Raw genomic sequence first — 17,839 nt, 5'->3', positions numbered from 1 at the left:
TTCTACTCCACAGGATTATGTCTACCTTGTTGGTGTAGCATTAACCAACTCAAGGTGATTTTATTGCACCGCGTTTATTTCAACGGATGTGCTTTCGTAAAGCAATAGTTAGCTGATATTCTACCACACTATGAGCAAAACACACTTGACCGAACAGAAGTTTTCCGACTTCGCCCTGCACCCGTTAGTCCTTGAAGCCCTTGAGAAAAAAGGGTTTCACAATTGCACGCCCATCCAGGCGTTAGCATTGCCGCTCACGCTCTCCGGGCGTGACGTTGCAGGTCAGGCGCAAACCGGTACCGGAAAGACGCTGGCGTTTTTGGCGTCTACTTTTCACTATTTGCTGACTCACCCGGCGAAACAGGATCGCCAGACCAATCAGCCGCGCGCCTTGATCATGGCGCCTACGCGTGAACTGGCGGTGCAAATCCACTCCGATGCGGAAGCTCTCTCCCAGACCACCGGCCTGAAACTGGGCCTGGCCTACGGCGGCGACGGCTACGACAAACAGCTGAAAGTGCTGGAAAGCGGCGTGGATATTCTGATTGGCACCACCGGCCGTTTAATCGATTACACCAAACAGAACTATGTCGATCTCGGCGCGATGCAGGTTGTCGTGCTGGATGAAGCCGATCGCATGTACGATCTGGGCTTTATCAAAGACATCCGTTGGCTGTTCCGTCGCATGCCTGCGGCCGATCAACGCCTGAACATGCTGTTCTCCGCCACCCTGTCCTATCGCGTACGCGAGCTGGCCTTCGAGCAGATGAACAACGCCGAATATGTTGAAGTGGAACCGGAACAGAAAACCGGCCACCGCATTAAAGAAGAGCTGTTCTACCCGTCCAACGAAGAAAAAATGCGTCTGCTGCAGACGCTGATCGAAGAAGAGTGGCCGGATCGCGCCATCATCTTCGCCAACACCAAGCACCGCTGCGAAGACATCTGGGGCCACCTGGCCGCCGACGGTCACCGCGTCGGCCTGCTGACCGGTGACGTGGCGCAGAAAAAACGCCTGCGCATCCTCGACGACTTCACCAAGGGCAACCTCGATATCCTGGTCGCCACCGACGTCGCCGCGCGCGGTCTGCACATCCCTGCCGTCACGCACGTTTTCAACTACGATCTGCCTGACGACTGCGAAGACTACGTGCACCGCATCGGCCGTACCGGCCGCGCAGGCGCCAGCGGTCACTCCATCAGTCTGGCTTGTGAAGAGTACGCGCTCAACCTGCCGGCGATCGAGACCTATATCGACCACAGCATTCCGGTGAGCAAGTACAACAGCGATGCGCTGCTGACCGATCTGCCGGCACCGAAGCGCCTGTCGCGTCCGCGCGGCGGCAACGGCCCACGTCGCAACTCCGCGCCTCGTCGCGGCGGCGCGCCGCGCAACAACCGTAAACGTTCGAGCTGATCGCCATGCTCAGTTCCAGCACGCTTTATGCTGCCATCGATCTCGGCTCCAACAGCTTCCATATGCTGGTGGTGCGCGAGGTGGCCGGCAGCATTCAGACTCTGGCGCGGATCAAGCGCAAAGTGCGCCTGGCGGCCGGGCTGGATCAGAACAATCACCTGTCGCATGAGGCCATGCAGCGCGGCTGGCAGTGTCTTCGGCTGTTCTCCGAACGCCTGCAGGACATTCCGCGCGAGCAAATCCGCGTTGTCGCCACCGCCACGCTGCGTCTGGCGTCCAACGCCGATGAGTTTCTGCAGGCCGCCGAGCACATCCTCGGCTGCCCGGTACAGGTGATCAGCGGTGAAGAAGAGGCACGGCTGATTTATCACGGTGTCGCACACACCACCGGCGGGCCGGATCAGCGGCTGGTCGTCGATATCGGCGGCGGCAGCACCGAACTGGTCACCGGCACCGGCGCGCAGGCATCGCAGCTGTATAGCCTGTCGATGGGCTGCGTCACCTGGCTGGAACGCTACTTCAGCGATCGCAACCTCGCGCAAGAAAACTTCGAGCGCGCCGAACAGGCCGCGCGCGAAATGGTGCGGCCGATCGCGCCACAGCTGCGCCAGCAGGGTTGGCAGGTTTGCGTCGGCGCTTCCGGCACCGTGCAAGCGCTGCAGGAGATCATGGTGGCGCAAGGCATGGATGAGCGCATCACCCTGGCCAAATTGCGCCAGCTGAAACAACGCGCCATTCAGTGCGGCAAGCTGGAAGAGCTGGAGATAGAAGGGTTAACGCTGGAGCGCGCGCTGGTGTTTCCAAGCGGCCTGTCCATTCTGCTGGCCATCTTCCAGGAGCTGGGCATCGAGAGCATGATGCTGGCCGGCGGGGCGCTGCGCGAAGGCCTGGTTTACGGCATGCTGCATCTGCCGGTGGAACAGGATATCCGCATTCGCACTATCCGCAACCTGCAGCGTCGTTACCTGATCGATACCGAACAGGCCGAACGCGTCAGCCAGCTCGCCGCCAACTTCTCGCAGCAGGTCGCCAACGAGTGGCAGCTGGATGCACGATGTCGCGAGCTGTTGCACAGCGCCTGTCTAATCCACGAGCTCGGCCTCAGCGTCGATTTCAAGCAGGCGCCGCAACACGCCGCCTACCTGATTCGCCATCTGGATCTCCCCGGCTTTACCCCAGCGCAGAAAAAACTGCTGGCCACCCTGCTGCAAAACCAGAGCAACACCCTCGACCTGTCGCTGTTGAACCAGCAAAACGCCCTGCCGCCGCGCACCGCGCAGCGTCTGTGCCGCATTTTGCGCCTGGCGATCATCTTCGCCAGCCGCCGCCGCGACGACACGCTGCCGGCGGTACGTTTACGCGCCAATCAGGATGATGAACTGACGGTGATCTTGCCGCCAGGCTGGCTGGAACAGCATCCGCTGCGCGCCGAGGCGCTGGAGCAGGAAAGCCACTGGCAGAGTTACGTCCACTGGACGCTGCGGTTGGAAGAGCAACGTTGAAATGACAAGGGCGCGATGAGCGCCCTTTCTTTTTAATTCCCGCCTTTGGCCTTGGCCAGCTGGGCGCGGATGTTGGCCAGATGGCTCTGTCCCTTCTGCATCCGCTCCTGCGGGCTCACCACTTTGCGCTCGCTTTCCCACGCCAGATCGTCCTGCGGCAATTCCAGCAGGAAGCGGCTCGGCTCCGGCCGCACCAACTCGCCGTACTGGCGGCGCTCGCGGCACAGAGTGAAAATCAGTTCTTTTTGCGCACGAGTGATCCCCACATAGGCCAGGCGCCGCTCTTCATCGACATTGTCTTCATCGATGCTACTCTGGTGCGGCAGCAGGCCCTCTTCCATGCCCACCAGGAACACGTAAGGGAACTCCAGCCCCTTGGAGGCGTGCAGCGTCATCAGCTGCACCTGATCCAATTCTTCTTCGCTTTCACCTCGTTCCATCATGTCGCGCAGGGTGAAGCGGGTCACGACCTGGGTCAGCGTCATCGGCTCGTCCAGATCGTTGCCCTCCAACATCTCCGTCATCCAGCCGAACAGCGTATTGACGTTCTTCATTCGCATTTCGGCGGCCTTCGGGCTGGTCGAGGTTTCAAACAGCCAGCTCTCATAATCCACGCCACGGATCAGATCGCGCACCGCTGCCACCGGCTCACGCTCCGCCTGCTGGGCGATGCCGCCCAGCCAGTGGGTGAAACGCTGCAGCGATTCCAGCCCGCGCCCGGTCAGGTGCTGGCTCAGCCCCAGATCGAAGCTGGCATGGAACAAACTCTTGTTGCGCTGGTTGGCCCACTCGCCGAGCTTCTGCAGCGTCGCCGGGCCGATCTCGCGCTTGGGAGTATTGACGATACGCAGGAAGGCGCTGTCGTCCTCCGGGTTGGTCAGCACGCGCAGGTAGGCCAGCAAATCCTTGATCTCGGGGCGGGAGAAGAACGACGTACCGCCGGAAATCTTGTACGGGATGCGGTTCTGCATCAGCATCTTTTCAAACACCCGCGACTGATGATTGCCGCGGTACAGAATCGCATAGTCGCCGTAATTGGTCTTTTTCACGAAGTGGTGGGCGATAAGCTCCCCCACCACGCGCTCGGCTTCGTGATCCTCGTTATTGGCGGTCACCACCTTCAGCTCTTCGCCATACCCGAGTTCGGAAAACAGCCGTTTTTCAAACACGTGCGGGTTATTGGCGATCAGGATGTTGGCCGCCTTCAGAATGCGCTCGCTGGAGCGATAATTTTGCTCCAGTTTGATCACCTGCAGCGCCGGGAAATCTTCCTTCAACAGCACCAGGTTCTGCGGCCGCGCGCCGCGCCAGGAGTAGATCGACTGATCGTCGTCGCCCACCACGGTAAAGCGCGCGCGGTTGCCCACCAGCAGCTTCACCAGCTCGTACTGGCTGGTGTTGGTATCCTGATACTCATCCACCAGCAGATAGCGGATGCGCTGCTGCCAGCGTTCGCGCACCTCTTCGTTGCGTTGCAGCAACAGCGTCGGCAACAGGATCAGATCGTCGAAGTCCAGCACGTTGCACGCCCGCATATGGGCGTGGTACAGGCCGTAGCAGTGGGCGAACAGCTTGTCGCGCTCCGAGCGCGCCAGCTCCGCCGCCCGCTGAGGATCGATCAAGTCGTTTTTCCAGTTGGAGATGGTCGAGATCAGCTGCGCCACCAGCGTTTTGTCACTCTCCAACCACTTTTCGGTCAGCTCTTTCAACAGCGCCAGCTGATCCTGGTCGTCGAACAGCGAGAAGTTGGACTTCATTCCCAGCGCCACGTATTCCCGTTTGATGATCTCCAGCCCCAGGGTATGGAAGGTGGAAATCATCAGCCCGCGTGCCTCTTTGCGGCCCAGGGTTTGCGACACGCGCTCTTTCATCTCGCGCGCGGCCTTGTTGGTGAAGGTCACGGCGGCGATATGCCGTGCCTGATAGCCGCAGTGGTGGATCAGGTGAGCTATCTTGTTAGTGATAACGCGCGTCTTGCCGGAACCGGCGCCGGCCAACACCAGGCAGGGCCCGGTAACGAATTCGACGGCTTGTTGTTGGCTGGGGTTTAATCGCATGGTGCTGACTTGCTCGACTGTAAAACGTGGAAGGGAATTGTAGCAGAAAGCGCCGATGAGATTTAGCGGGTATAATCAGCGCAATTTTCGCATCGACAAAGGCATTACCATGGCAAAAACGGCGTGCGCCCTGCACATTCTGGTAGACAATGAAAAGCTGGCCAACGAGCTGCTGGCCAAGCTGAAGCGCGGCGTCAGCTTCGACACGCTGGCGCGCAAATACTCGAGCTGCCCGTCAAAACGCAACGGCGGCTCGCTGGGCGAATTCAACAAGGGCGCGATGGTACCGGCGTTCGACAAAGCGGTGTTCAGCATTCCGCTGCTCAAACCCTACGGCCCGGTCAAAACCCAGTTCGGTTACCATATCATCAAGGTGCTGTACCGCAACTAGGGGGCCTGCGCCCCCTGCTGCGAATTACTGCGCGCTGGCGTCCGTCGCCGGCGCAGCCACCGCGGTGTCGGCCGGTTTGGCTTCTTCCGTCACCACCGCCGGCGCCGGCATCATGATGCCGTCATAGGTTTCCTGCAGCTGCTTCATGCTCATTTCCGGCTCGCCCTTCGGCTGCAACAGCACCAGCGTCGCCTCCTGAGACAGCTGCAGCTTCAGCGCCTGATTCAGCGTCTCCAGCGTCAGGCTGGACAAGAACTCCTGGCGCAGCTTCTGATACAGCTCCGGCGCGATATCCACCACCCCGCTCTGCTGCGAACGCAGGCGCTGGCTCATCAGCACGTCGGTGTCGGTGCGGGCGTAGGTGGCGAACAGCTTGCTCAGCTGATCGTTTTTCTGCGCCAGCAGCGCATCGAATTCCTCTTTCGACAGGCCGTTGTCACGCACGTTGGCCAGCTCGCGGGCGATAAAGCCCAGGCTGCCGTTCAGGTTGTTGTTCGGCGTATCCAGGTGGATGGCGCACTGCCCGCGCTGGTACTGCACGCGGCAGTCAAAGCCCAGATGCAGGTTCTTCTGGTCGCTTTTTTCCAGCGTTTGCTGGAGATGCCAGAACAGCGCCTCGCGGGCGAGATCGCCACGCCAATAGCGGAGCAGGCTCTGCGAATCGCGAATCGGGTGCCACGGCGAATCCCACATGATCGACAGCGTATCCTGTTTCACCTGCTCGCTGATCAGGCTCACCGGCTGCTGCGGCAGCGGCGTCAGGGTCGGCATCGGGGCCGGGGTTTCACGCTTGCCTTGCAGCGGCGAGAACGCCTTGTTGATCTGCTCGCCCAGGCTGCGGCTGTCGACCTTGCCGACCACGAACAGCGTCATGGCGTCCGGGGTATACCACTGCTGATAGAATTTCTTCAGCTGTTCGAGATTGACCGGCCGTTTCGCCGGCTGCGCCGGATCGTGCGCCAGCAGCGTCGAGCCCTTCAGGCGGTAACGCCACCAGGCGTCTTTGGTATTGGGCGGGAACGTGCCGACCGGATTGATGCTGGAGTTCATCACCGCATGCACCGTATGCTCGTCGATCGCCAGTTTGCCGGTGGTGTCCGCCAGCCAGGCCAGCGCTTCCTTCAGCAGGTCGGGCCGGTTGTTCGGCAAGCTGAGGTTATACATGGTGAAGTCATACGAGATGATAGCCGGCGGCAGCGGCCGTTCGTTATCCACGCTCTGTTGCCACAGGGCGCGCAGCTGCGGCGCGGTGAAGCTTTCGCTGCGCGCCAACGCCAGCCGCGGCAGCAAGTGGGCGAAGCCGGTCTGTTGAGAAGACTCCACCAAAGAGCCGGTATTGACGATCAGCCGCAGTTCGACGCGGTCGCTCGGCCGCTGCGGCGTATCGAGAATCTGCCATGAAAACCCGTTGGCCAACGCCCCCTGCTGCCAGGCAGGATCGGGTTGTAGTGCTTCAGCCTGCACGCTGCTACTGGCTGCAGCCAATAGCAGCCCACCAACTATAAGATGAATTCTGGTGCCCTGCATGTGAACCCCTACTTAATGACTATCCAATTTCTTATGCAAATGCGTGTATTCCATTCAATGGAATCATAAAAATACGCCCTGAGTTTCACAGTGGGGCGGAAAGCAGAAAGTGTACCATCGTGTTAGACCGCGCGCCTTTGCGGATGTCACTCATTAGAGTGAAAAATAATGGATAGCGGGGTTTTTAATGCAAGAAATCGTTACGAGGCAGGGATAGAACTTCACCGGCCGCGGCTGCGGCCGGTGATTTACCGCCGATATCAGGCGGAAGGCAGCGTTTTGTCCGCGCCGGCGTTTTTGTTGTTCAGCGTGTCTTTCAGCTGTTGCTCATCCAGCTGATTACACCATTTCGCCACCACCACGGTCGCCACGCCATTGCCCACCAGGTTGGTCAACGCGCGGGCTTCCGACATAAAGCGGTCGATGCCGAGGATCAGCGCCAGGCCGGCCAACGGCAGGTGGCCGACGGCGGAGATGGTGGCGGCCAACACGATAAAGCCGCTGCCGGTCACGCCCGCCGCCCCTTTGGAAGAAAGCAGCAGCACCACCAACAGGGTAACCTGATGCATGATGTCCATATGGGTGTTGGTCGCCTGCGCGATAAACACCGCGGCCATGGTCAGGTAGATCGAGGTGCCGTCCAGGTTGAAGGAGTACCCGGTCGGGATCACCAGGCCCACCACCGATTTCTTGCAGCCCAGCTTCTCCATTTTATCCAGCATGCGCGGCAGCGCCGACTCGGACGACGATGTCCCCAGCACGATCAGCAGCTCTTCTTTGATGTAGTTGACGAATTTGAAGATGCTGAAGCCGTTGGCGCGGGCGATGCTGCCCAACACCACCACCACGAACAGGATACAGGTGATATAGAAGCACACGATCAGCTGGCCGAGTTGCACCAGCGTGCCGACGCCATATTTACCGATGGTAAACGCCATGGCGCCGAAGGCCCCCAGCGGCGCCAGGCGCATGATCATGTTGATGATGCCGAAAATCACTCGCGAGAAGCTGTCGATCACGTTGAAGATCAGCTGCCCTTTCTCGCCCAGACGATGCAGAGCGAAGCCGAACAGCACCGCGAACAGCAGCACCTGCAGAATGTTGCCGCTGGCGAACGCGCCGATCACGCTGCCGGGGATGATATCCAGCAGGAACGGAATGATGCCCTGCTGCTGCGCCTGCTCGGCATAGACCGCCACCGCTTTGGCGTCCAGCGTGCCGGGATCGACGTTCATGCCGGCGCCCGGTTGCACCAGGTTGACGATCACCAGGCCGATAATCAGCGCAATGGTGCTGACGATTTCAAAATACAGCAGCGCGATGGCGCCGGTGCGCCCCACCGCCTTCATGCTTTCCATACCGGCGATGCCGGTCACCACGGTGCAGAAGATCACCGGGGCGATAATCATCTTGATCAGTTTGACGAAGCCATCGCCCAGGGGTTTCATTTGGGCGCCGAGGTCAGGGTAGAAGTGGCCAAGCAGGATACCCAGCGTGATCGCCGTCAGCACCTGAAAATAGAGGCTCTTAAAAATCGTTGTTTTCATATGAACATCCTATGGGGGGAAGACACGCACCAGGCAGCAGTCTAAAAATCCAGCCTGTTCATTGCTTGCGCGGAAAATAACACCCACTTAACAACATGGAAATAATTTGTTGCACCCCAGCCTCGGGGTTGATGTGAATTTAAGAGCTGAAACGCGTCAGTCCGGGTGCAAAGCTGAAAATTGCGTAAGCCTATGTTTGCACTAACGCAAAAGAGGTAGGGAGAGAATGGCGGTTTTCGGACAGGGAAAAGTACCGGAAAGGTAACGCGGCGCTCAAGGCGCCGCGCGGCAAAACTCGGCTTCGAAGGCTTCGCGCGGCAGCGGCCGGGCGAACAGGAACCCTTGCCCGCTGCGAATGCCGTGCCGCAGCAGCCAGTCGCGCTGCTCGGCGTTTTCCACGCCTTCGGCCATCACCGGCAGCGCCAGCACTTCGGAGATCGAACTGACGATGCGCACCATCGCATCGTCGGCCGGCAGCCCCTGAATGAAGCTGCGGTCGATTTTAATCAAATCGATCGGCAGGGATTTCAACCGGTTCAGGTACTCCAGGCTGGAGTAGCCCATGCCGAAGTCGTCCAGCGCGATCGACAGCCCCAGATCGTGCAGCTCGCGCAGCAGCGCCAGCGCGCGGTCGAGATCGTCGATGCGTACCGTCTCGGTGATCTCCAGCAGCAGCTTGCGCGGATCGATCCGATACTGTGCCAGCAGACTTTTCAGATGCGGAACGAACGCCTCGTCCTGCATCTGAATGCCGGAAACGTTGACCGCCAGCGGCAGCGCAATACCGCGCTGCTGCCAGTCCGCCAGGATACGGCAAGACTCTTCCAGCACCCAGTTGCCGAGGGGCACGATCACGCCCAGCTCTTCCGCAAGCGGGATGACGTCGGCCGGCAGGGTATAGCTGCCGTCGTACTGTTGCCAACGCAACAGCGCTTCGGCGCCGATCACCTCATTGGACTGCATATCGATCTGCGGCTGCAGGAACAGCGTGAAATGCCGCTGTTCAATGCCGTGCAGGATCTCGCTCTCCTGCGTCAGCCGCTTCTGCGTGCGTTCCGTCAGGCTGGGTTCGAAGAACAGAATCTGATTTTTTCCTTCGCGGTGCGCGGACATCATCGCCGAGGTAGCGCTGCGCAGCAGCTGTTCCGCGCTCTCCTCCTGATTGAGGTAGTGCGCGATGCCGATGCTGGCGTTAGGCCGCAGCGCCAGGCCTTCCAGCGTCAACGGCGCGTTGATCTCCGCCATGATGCGCCGCGCCAGCTGCATGGCGTGGAACGGCCGCTCGATGCCCTTGGCCAGGATGGCGAATTCGGTATTGCTCAGCTGCGCCAGCACGCCGTTTTCGTCGATGCAGCCGCGCAGTTTCTTCGCCAGCGCCAACAGCAGGGCTTCACGCATCGCCGGGCTCATCACGCCGGAGGCCTCATGCAACGTCTCGATGCCGATCACCAGCAGATTAAAACGCTCAGGGCGCAGGCTGGAGGCGATATGCTGTTCCAGCAGCGCGTTCAAGAGTACCGCATTCGGCAGTTCGGTCACCGGGTGACGGGTGCTGAGGCGGCTCATGTCGGCATGCGCCTTGGCCAGCGTCTGTTGATTGCGGTTGTAGTTGCGCACCAGCAGGCCGAGCTCGTCGTCCTGATGCAGCGCCGGCAGCATCAGCTGGTGATAAGGCGCTTCGTCCTGCGAGATGTTTTCCAGCTCTTTGGCCATCGCGCGCAGTGGATGCACCATCAGCCGGTTCATGCACCAGGTGATGGCCACCGACAGGATCAGCGCCAGCAGCAGGTACGTCGACAGCATGGTCGACAAAATACTGAGGATAAACTGGTACATGCGGAACGAATCGGCCTGCAGCACCAGATAAGCCAGCGGCTGCTGGTTGGCCGGCACCCGCTCCAGCGAATAAAGCGGCACGGAAATTTGGATAGGCAATTCAAACAGCCGGGCGATCAGCGTCGGCACCGGCCGCTCCGGCGGAAAATTGGCATGCAGCGCCTGAAACTCATTCGGCAAGACGATATCCGCCCGGCTCAGAATGCCGACCGGCAACAGCGTGTTCAGCACCTTTTTGGCTTCCGGCACGTCCATGCGCAGCACCGCTTCCGCCAGTGGCTGGCGCACGGAGTGGGCGATATTCTCCAGTTGCTGGGCGTAGTCATCCCTGCGCTGCTGCACAAAGTGGAATAACTGGATCACGATAAAAATGCAGATCGTAACCAGCGCCACGCCGGACACCGTCGCCATCTGCTTAATCGTTAACGAACGCCTGACCCGCAAACCTGCTCTCCGTAAAATCGGGCTGAAACAAAAAAGGGGGCTGACTCTTACCCGCCCCCTCGAACCGGGCTGAGTATACTCGATCATCGGCTGTTTTTATCTGGCTATGCCGCAGGCAGAACCAAGAAAATCGCGGGTTTCAGTCTTTTCCTAAAGCGGACAAACGCAACCCGGACACAGGGTAACAAAACTCCCCGGTGTCCGACACTCCGAATCTTCCCCCTCCCGGCTACTTGAAGTCGGCGTATGGCGTCAGCGGCTGCGGCGGCAAATCGAGATCCCCCTGCCAGCCGGCCAGCGAATAGCGCAGATAAATTAATGCGTGGCTCGGCGTATAGTCTTTCGCCTGCTGGATATCGATGCCGGCGCCGAGCGTCCAGTGCGAACTGAGGCGGCGTTCGACGATCGCCCGCAGGGTATAGCCGACGCCGCTCGAGGAACTGCCGTCCTCGACGGCGAACTTGTCGGGCAGCGAGTCCGGGATCAGGCCCTGCAGCGGATAGCGGCGCTGGCTGTCGGTTTTTGAATGGGACAACGACACCGAACCGCCCAGCTCCCACGACCAGTTCTCGGTGCGCTGGCGGTAGTTGACCGGCAGTGACAGCGACAGATATTGCTGCGGGCTGTAATAGCCGCCCTGTCCCAGCGAATAGCCGCTCAAATCCTTCTGATAGTGCCACAGCATGGTATTGAGCCCGACGCTCAGACGGCGATTGTCTTCGTTGATCAGCTTGTAGTAATAGCCGGCCATCAACCGCTGCCGCTGGTTGTCCGCCACGTTCTTGCCGGTAATCTGGTGCGCGCTGAGATCGGCCCAGACGCCGTTCGCCTCGCCGCGATCGTAGCTGGCGCTCAGGCTGACACCGGTGGCGCGTACGCCGCCCCAGGTGACGCCGGTATTCGGGTCTTTGGCGCCGCCGAACGCCAGCAGCGAGCTGGAGATCGGCCGCCGCGAAGCCGCCAGCGTCCAACCGATGTGGTTCCAATCGCCGCTGTAGGCCAGGCCGCCGGTCCAGTCGACCACCTCAAAGCCCATCGGCGTCGTGCCGATGTCGGCGGCCCAGCGATCGTTTTTCCAGCCGGCCGCCACGCTGGTACCGGTGGTTTTCTGGTGTTCATCGCCGCGGCACCCTTGCGTGTGGCAGGTGCCGAAGGTCTCGTAGTATTTGCCGCTGCCGTCGGTCGAGAAGCGGCCGGCATCCAGCTGCACGGTGTCGGTGCGCAAGAAGGCGCGCCCGTCATACAGCGGCATGTCCATCTGCAGCATGGTGTCGTGCGCGTTGAAATCGGAAATGCCGCCGGTGCCGCTCGAGCGCCAGTAATCGTGATCGAGCGTGACGTTCACGTCTTGCTGTCGATACAGATCCGCCGCGTCGGAACGGATGCCGCGTTTCAGCCAGTCGTCGCTCGGATTATTGCGCGTCAAATAGGTGTAACTGTCATTGTCCTGCGGCAGCGTCGGCGTGATGCCGCTGGCCACCATCGCCTGGCGGTAATCCTGCTGCGCCCGCTCAGGCTGTTGCTGAGCCCGCTCCAGCCGGGCGGCGTCACGGTAAACCAGCGCCTTGGTCTGCCCGACGGGCTCCGAAGCCGCCGCCGTTTTCAGTCGGTCGAAGATAGCTTCGGCCTGCTGCGGATCGCCGACCGCCCCCCAGGCGTTGGCGACTCGCCGCTGGCTGTTGAGCGAAGCGTCTTGTGGCTGCGGTTCGGTTTTCAGCCGTTGCCGCGCCGCTTCCAGATCCCCCTGCGCTACATAGGCTTCAATCTCGCCCAGCTGCGCATCCGGGTTATTCGGTTCACGCCGTTTCACCCGCTGATAGTCGTCCAGCGCCGCCGCATACTCCCCGCGCGCCAGCGCCCAGTCGGCCAGCAGCAAATCGATGCGCGTGTCTGCCGGCTGCCGGCGCAGATAGGCTTCCGCCGCCGGTTCGTCACCGGCCGCCCGCAGCCGTTCGGCATGATCGATCACCGCCTGCATTTTCAGCCGCTGCGCCAGCTCGCGCATGTTGTCGTTCCACTGCGCAACAGGCAGCGTATTGAGCTGCGCCAGCGCCTGATCGTCGCGATCGCTGCCGGAAAGGTAGAGCGCATAGGCGTAGACCAACTGCGGATTAGCGTGCTGACGCTGCGCCAACTGTCGGAATAAGGCATCCGCCTGCTGCGGCTGCCCGGCCTGGCGCAGCGCTTGGGCGTAGCGGTAGGTCAGCCAGACGTCGTCGGGATCCATCGGCTGGGCGCGGCGATAGATTTCCGCCGCCTGCCGCCACTGCTGTTGCGCCGCCAATGTCTCCGCCTGCTGTTTCAGCATATCGAGCCGCAGTCCGTCGAGGGTGCTGCGCAGTTTGGCCTGCTGGCTGCCTGGCAGCCCATTAAGGTAGGCCAACGCTTTTTCCGGCGACTGCCGTTGATAGATATTCACCAGGCCGCGCAACGCGCTGCCGTTACCGGGATCGCGCCGCAGCGCCTGCCGATAAAACCCTTCCGCCGCGGCGTCATCTTTACTCGCCACCGCCACATCGCCCAGGCCGATGAACGCGTCGCCGTCGCTGTCGTCGAGCTGACGCGCCTGCTGATATTTCTGGCGGGCCAGCGAGAGATTGCCGGCCTTCAGCGCCTTGTCGCCCTCATCGATCGCCAGCCAGTAGCCGGTGCTCTTGATCAGGCTTTGCCACTTGCCGCTGTCGTAGCCGTTCTTGTCGGCGGCCAGCGCCTGACGAAACAGCTTCAGCGCCTGCGGGCGATTGCCGGCGCGCGAATAGGCCTGGCCGAGCGCGCCCAGCACCTCGGCGTCGTTCGGCGTCGCCGCCAGCGCCTTTTGCAATTCCGGAATAGCCGCCCGGCTGCCGCCTTTATCCACCTGCGCCAGGCCGCGCACCCGCGCCTGATAGGCCGGATCGGCCAACAATTTCTGCTGTCTGGCCAGCTCTTCGCGGGCGCTGGTCGCCTGATCGCCGGTGTCGAACACGCCGAGGAAACGGTTGAGCGCCGCCACGCTTTGCGCGCTGACCGGCATCGCTTTGACCTTGTCCAACCACAGATCGGCAGCATCGCCGCGCCCGGCCGGATCGGCGGCGATCTTCTGCAGCAGTTCATAAGCCTGCGTGTCCTGATTCTGACTGAACAGCATGCGCGCCAGCGACATGCGCAGCGCCACGTTGCCTGAATATTGCTGGTCCAGCGCCTGCAGCTGCTTCAGCGCCTTCGCTTCCTGCCCCGGCAAGCGCGCCACCAGCCGCCAGTATTCCACCGCCAGGTCGAGCGTCGGCGGCTCGCCGTGGAACAGCGCATCGTACTGCGCCTTGGCCTCCGGCAACCGGCCGGCGGTCGCCATCAGGCGCGCCTGCTGCAGCTTTTGCCGGGTTTCCGGCTGGGTCAGCAGCATGTTCATTTGCGCCTGGCGATAGGCGCTGGACTGCGGCGCGAGGGTTTTCAGCTTATCCAGCTGCTGCTGCGCCAGCGCCATGTTGCCCTGCCGCAGCGCCAAACGCATGCGCGCGGCGATCACGTCCGGGTTGTTCGGATCCATCAGCTCGAGCCGGTACAGCGACTGGCGCACCAGATCGTCCTTGTTGCCGGCCTCGCCGATGCGCACCTGCTCCAACAGCCACTGTTCCGGGGCCACGGCCTCCGCGGCGCGCGCCTGCGGCAGCATCGCCAGACTCAGCGGAATCAAATTCAGCCAGTTTATTTTGAAGTTGTGCATTGGCCGTCCCACGAGGGTTGCAATTCACCCTGACGATTAAAGCGATAACGTTGTTGATCCCACCCCTGGCCGAACAGCGTCAGCGAGGCGCTGAAATAGGCGTCGTCACCCGGCGGATGATCGCTGATGCGCTGCCGCTGCACCGCCAGCGCTTCAGCCTGCGTCGCCAGCATCGGCAGCATGGAAGCGGAGAAACCGACCGGGCCGTCGCCGGTCGTTTTGCCGCTGGCGGTATCGGTTTTCTCCGGCGGCACGCCCTGTTTGGCGGTGAGCTGCGCCATCGGCTGGAAGCGTTCAAGCAGCGCCGCCTTGTGCTCATCGTCGTCCGCCAGCATGCCGGCCCACAGGTAGACCCGAATGGCGTCGTAACTGCCGACGTTCGGCTTGACGGTGTCCGGCTGCCAGCCGGCGCCGACCCGCCACACCACCCAGTCCGGTGAGAAACCGTGCGGCGCGGTGTCCAGCCACAGCCGCTGATTGATCTCACGCATCGCGCGCCACGGGCCGTTCAGCGCCGCAAAGCGCGCCAACAGCTGCGGCGGCAGATAGCTGGGGTTCAAGCGCCAGCGATCTTCCGCCACGAACCCGACCTTGCCCGGCAGCAGCATCAACCCCAGGCCGGGAATGTCGGCCACTTCCTCACGGCCGATGCGTTGCAGCAGCAGCGTTCCCAGGGTTTGATAACGCCGGCTTTTCCACAGGCGGCCGGCTTCGAGCAGGTTGTATGCTATCCACAGATCGGCGTCCGATGCCGAGTTGGCGTCCAGCACCTTCCACTGCTTGTCGTCACCTTCGCCCCACAGCCAGGCAGGCAAATGCGCGCTGAGATCGCCCGCCGCCAGGTTGTTCTCCGTCCAGGTCAACAGCCGGTCGAAGGTCGGCCGGTCGTTGGCCACCAGGGCGAAGAACAGGCCGTAACTCTGCCCCTCCGAGGTGGTGATTTTGTTCGGGCTGCTCGGGTCGATCACCCGCCCCTGCGGACTGATGTAGAACTGCTTGTACTGTTGCCAGCCCGGCCACTCGCAGGCCGCCGCCGCGCTGAAGGCGCACAGCAGCAGCATGCCGAGCGACAGGCGTTGCAGCATCGCGTTCACCGCCGTCAATCCCGATCTTCAGGCGCCAGGCGACGCCGGCTGAAGGCCTTCAGGCCACGCCACAGCATCAGCCCCAGGATCACCACCAGCACCACCGCGATCGCCGCCAGCAGGACCGGATGGGTGGAGAGGGCATACCACAGCCGCTCCCACCACGGCAGGTGGCCAACATAGTAAACATCGCCGACGCGCAGGCTGTTGACCCCCGATTCGCGGATCACCGCCACCGAACCGAACACCGCGGCGCGCTTGCCGCTGTCCAGCAAGGCGTCATTCAGCAACTCATAGCCGCGCGGGCTGTCCGCCAACAGCGCCACGATGCTGCGCTGGTCGTTGAACGGCGACTGCACGCCGATAATCGCCGACATCGCCCCCTCTGAGCTGACGGTCGTTTTACTGTCCGGTTTGGTATCTTCCGCCAGCACTTCTGCGCTGGGCAGCGGCGGTTGGCGCGTCGGCTGTTTCACCCAGCTTTGGGTGGCGTCCACCAACAGGCTGATTTTCTTATCGTCACGCAGCTCCGGCGGGATGGTACCGACCATCAGGATATCGTCGTCGCGATCTTTGGCCTGCGACCAGTCGTCGCTGAGCGTGAAGGCCAGCGCCGGATAGCCGGTTTGCGCACCGATCACCCCCAGCGCATTCAGCAGCGCGCTGACCTGCGCCGGCTGAGGTTTCTGGTTCACCAACACCAGCGTTTGCGACAGATCCGCCAGGCGGCTGAACGGGAAGCCGGCGTTGGCAAAGGCGCGCAGATCCGGCATCGCCATAAAGTGGCGGTAGCCGGAGAAATCGATGGTGGAAGCACCGTCGATCACCGCGTGGTTTTGCGTGAAGGAATAAGTTTCGCAACGCCCTTCGGCGCCGCTGGCCAGCAGCGTGGTGTAGTCGAAGTCAAAGCGCAGCTGGTTGGTGGCCCCCAGACGCAGCGCCGGGATGCTGACGTTCTTGTCGGAATCGAGCAGCCCCTGCGTCAACGGCAGGCGCAGCAGCTGCGCCCCCTGCTCGTGTTCCGGCACCAGCGAGTAAGCCTGCACGAACTGGTTGTTCAGGCTGACGCTTAGCCGTGAACCGTCCTGAATGCGCGGCGCGGTGTAACGGTACTTCAGGTGCATGTCGATGCCGGTGCTGCGGATCAGGAACAGGTCCGGCGGCAGGTTCATGGTCAACGAAATCGGGCCGGGTTCAATGCCGCTGGTCTGCAGCTGTTCGGCGTATTGCTGCAGTTCGGCGAAGGTCATCGGCCGATCGGTGCGCACCCAGTTCGGCGCGTCGTAAGGCTGGCGCGGCGCCAGTTGCTCCACCTTGTCCACCGTTACGTTCTGGCCGCGGAACAGGATGTTGCCCTGTGCGATACCTTTCACTGCGGTGATCAAATCGTTGTCGTCGCGCCCCTGAATCAGCAGCAGTTTGACGTACGGATTGTCCGGGTGGCTGATCATCTCCACCGTCGGGCCGTTGACCGCCGGGTAATCGCGCAGGAAATCCGGGCGCTGTTGGTTGGTGGCGAACACCACCGCATGCTGCGTCGGCAGCGCATTATACAGCGTCGGGAAAGACTGCCCGCGCCACTGCGCCTTGCTGCCGAACCAGGATGCCAGGATGCCCGCCGCGCGCTGCTGGGCGAGATCCGGCTGGCCGGCAAACACCATCGGCAGCGTCAGCGGCCGATTATCGCGGCTGTCGAAGAACGGCTCAGGGAAATGCGACAGTTCGTTTTTCACCGGCAGCGTCTGGAAACGCAGCTTCAGCGCGCTGGATTTGCTGACGTCGAGCCACAGCGAGGTGCTGGCCGGGTTTTCGCAAATGTTCTGATAATGGCCGACAAACACCAGTCGGACGCGGTTAAAATCGGTGATATAGCGCGGATCGATCGCCATCTGAATGCGATTGGGCTTGCCCAGCTGCTCTTTGGCGATAGTGGTTACGCCCATCAACTCGTCGTTGAGGTAGACCTTGACGTGCGACTCCACCGGGATCAGCGCCGGCGACGGCGTAAACTCCATATCGAGCATCGCCTGCGAAACCACTTCATCGCTGCGCACGCCGAATTCAATCTGCCCATCCGGGCGGGTGCCGCGCAGAATAAAGGTGCCCGGCGGCGGCGCTATCTGCGCAAACGGCAGCGACACGTCGCGCACCGGCGCATTAGGATCCTGCGGCACGGCGAGCGGCGGCGCGTTCGAGGTATCGGCCGGCGCCGCAATCGGCGGCTGGGCCGCCACGGTCGGCGCGGTGGCGGTTTCGGCCTGCGACAGGGTACTGATGCCTAAGGCCAGAGCAGTTAACCAGGTTATTTTTCTCGTCATCGTATCATCATC

Annotated in this window: 10 protein-coding genes; 3 read left to right on the top strand and 7 right to left on the bottom strand. The window is 61.7% G+C overall.

Translation table 11 applies throughout. The features are described from left to right. Positions 1 to 130 precede the first annotated feature (130 nt). Positions 131 to 1,417: an ATP-dependent RNA helicase RhlB gene (gene rhlB, locus ATE40_RS21515; RefSeq protein WP_025160400.1), complete on the top strand. Its 1,287-nt coding sequence runs from the start codon at positions 131 to 133 to the stop codon at positions 1,415 to 1,417. Positions 1,418 to 1,422: 5 nt separating this feature from the next. Continuing rightward, positions 1,423 to 2,919 (top strand): exopolyphosphatase, encoded by a 1,497-nt coding sequence (ppx, locus tag ATE40_RS21510; protein WP_019452565.1) that lies wholly within the window; start codon positions 1,423 to 1,425, stop codon positions 2,917 to 2,919. Between the two features lie 32 nt (positions 2,920 to 2,951). Here the strand turns inward: ppx and rep are convergent, their stop codons facing one another. After that, complete coding sequence (gene rep / locus ATE40_RS21505; protein ID WP_063918216.1) at positions 2,952 to 4,976, bottom strand: DNA helicase Rep; 2,025 nt, start codon at positions 4,974 to 4,976, stop codon at positions 2,952 to 2,954. A 109-nt stretch (positions 4,977 to 5,085) separates the two neighbouring features. Between rep and ppiC the strand changes: the two genes are divergently transcribed. Next, positions 5,086 to 5,367 carry a peptidylprolyl isomerase PpiC gene (gene ppiC, locus ATE40_RS21500; protein WP_004934175.1) on the top strand — a complete coding sequence of 94 codons (282 nt, stop codon included), beginning with the start codon at positions 5,086 to 5,088 and terminating at the stop codon, positions 5,365 to 5,367. Between the two features lie 24 nt (positions 5,368 to 5,391). Here ppiC and ATE40_RS21495 read toward each other — a convergent pair whose 3' ends face one another. The 6 genes from ATE40_RS21495 to bcsB form a co-directional block, all read right to left on the bottom strand. Then, positions 5,392 to 6,894 (bottom strand): M16 family metallopeptidase, encoded by a 1,503-nt coding sequence (locus ATE40_RS21495; RefSeq protein WP_063918217.1) that lies wholly within the window; start codon positions 6,892 to 6,894, stop codon positions 5,392 to 5,394. A 260-nt stretch (positions 6,895 to 7,154) separates the two neighbouring features. After that, the gene (locus ATE40_RS21490; protein ID WP_019452569.1) at positions 7,155 to 8,441 is read right to left on the bottom strand and encodes a dicarboxylate/amino acid:cation symporter; all 1,287 of its coding nucleotides are present in this window, start codon (positions 8,439 to 8,441) and stop codon (positions 7,155 to 7,157) included. Positions 8,442 to 8,714: 273 nt separating this feature from the next. Next, positions 8,715 to 10,721, bottom strand: a complete 2,007-nt coding sequence (hmsP, locus tag ATE40_RS21485; RefSeq protein ID WP_063918218.1) for a biofilm formation regulator HmsP — start codon at positions 10,719 to 10,721, stop codon at positions 8,715 to 8,717. Positions 10,722 to 10,950: 229 nt separating this feature from the next. Continuing rightward, positions 10,951 to 14,424, bottom strand: a complete 3,474-nt coding sequence (gene bcsC, locus ATE40_RS21480; protein WP_063918219.1) for a cellulose synthase complex outer membrane protein BcsC — start codon at positions 14,422 to 14,424, stop codon at positions 10,951 to 10,953. Further along, the gene (bcsZ, locus tag ATE40_RS21475; protein WP_063918418.1) at positions 14,406 to 15,518 is read right to left on the bottom strand and encodes a cellulose synthase complex periplasmic endoglucanase BcsZ; all 1,113 of its coding nucleotides are present in this window, start codon (positions 15,516 to 15,518) and stop codon (positions 14,406 to 14,408) included. Before bcsZ ends, bcsC begins: the two co-directional genes overlap by 19 nt. Before the next feature lie 5 nt (positions 15,519 to 15,523). After that, complete coding sequence (bcsB, locus tag ATE40_RS21470; protein WP_019452573.1) at positions 15,524 to 17,827, bottom strand: cellulose biosynthesis cyclic di-GMP-binding regulatory protein BcsB; 2,304 nt, start codon at positions 17,825 to 17,827, stop codon at positions 15,524 to 15,526. Positions 17,828 to 17,839 lie beyond the last annotated feature (12 nt).

The sequence above is a fragment of the Serratia surfactantfaciens genome (assembly GCF_001642805.2).
Lineage (GTDB): Bacteria > Pseudomonadota > Gammaproteobacteria > Enterobacterales > Enterobacteriaceae > Serratia > Serratia surfactantfaciens.
This window is presented reverse-complemented; position numbering and strand designations above follow the sequence as displayed.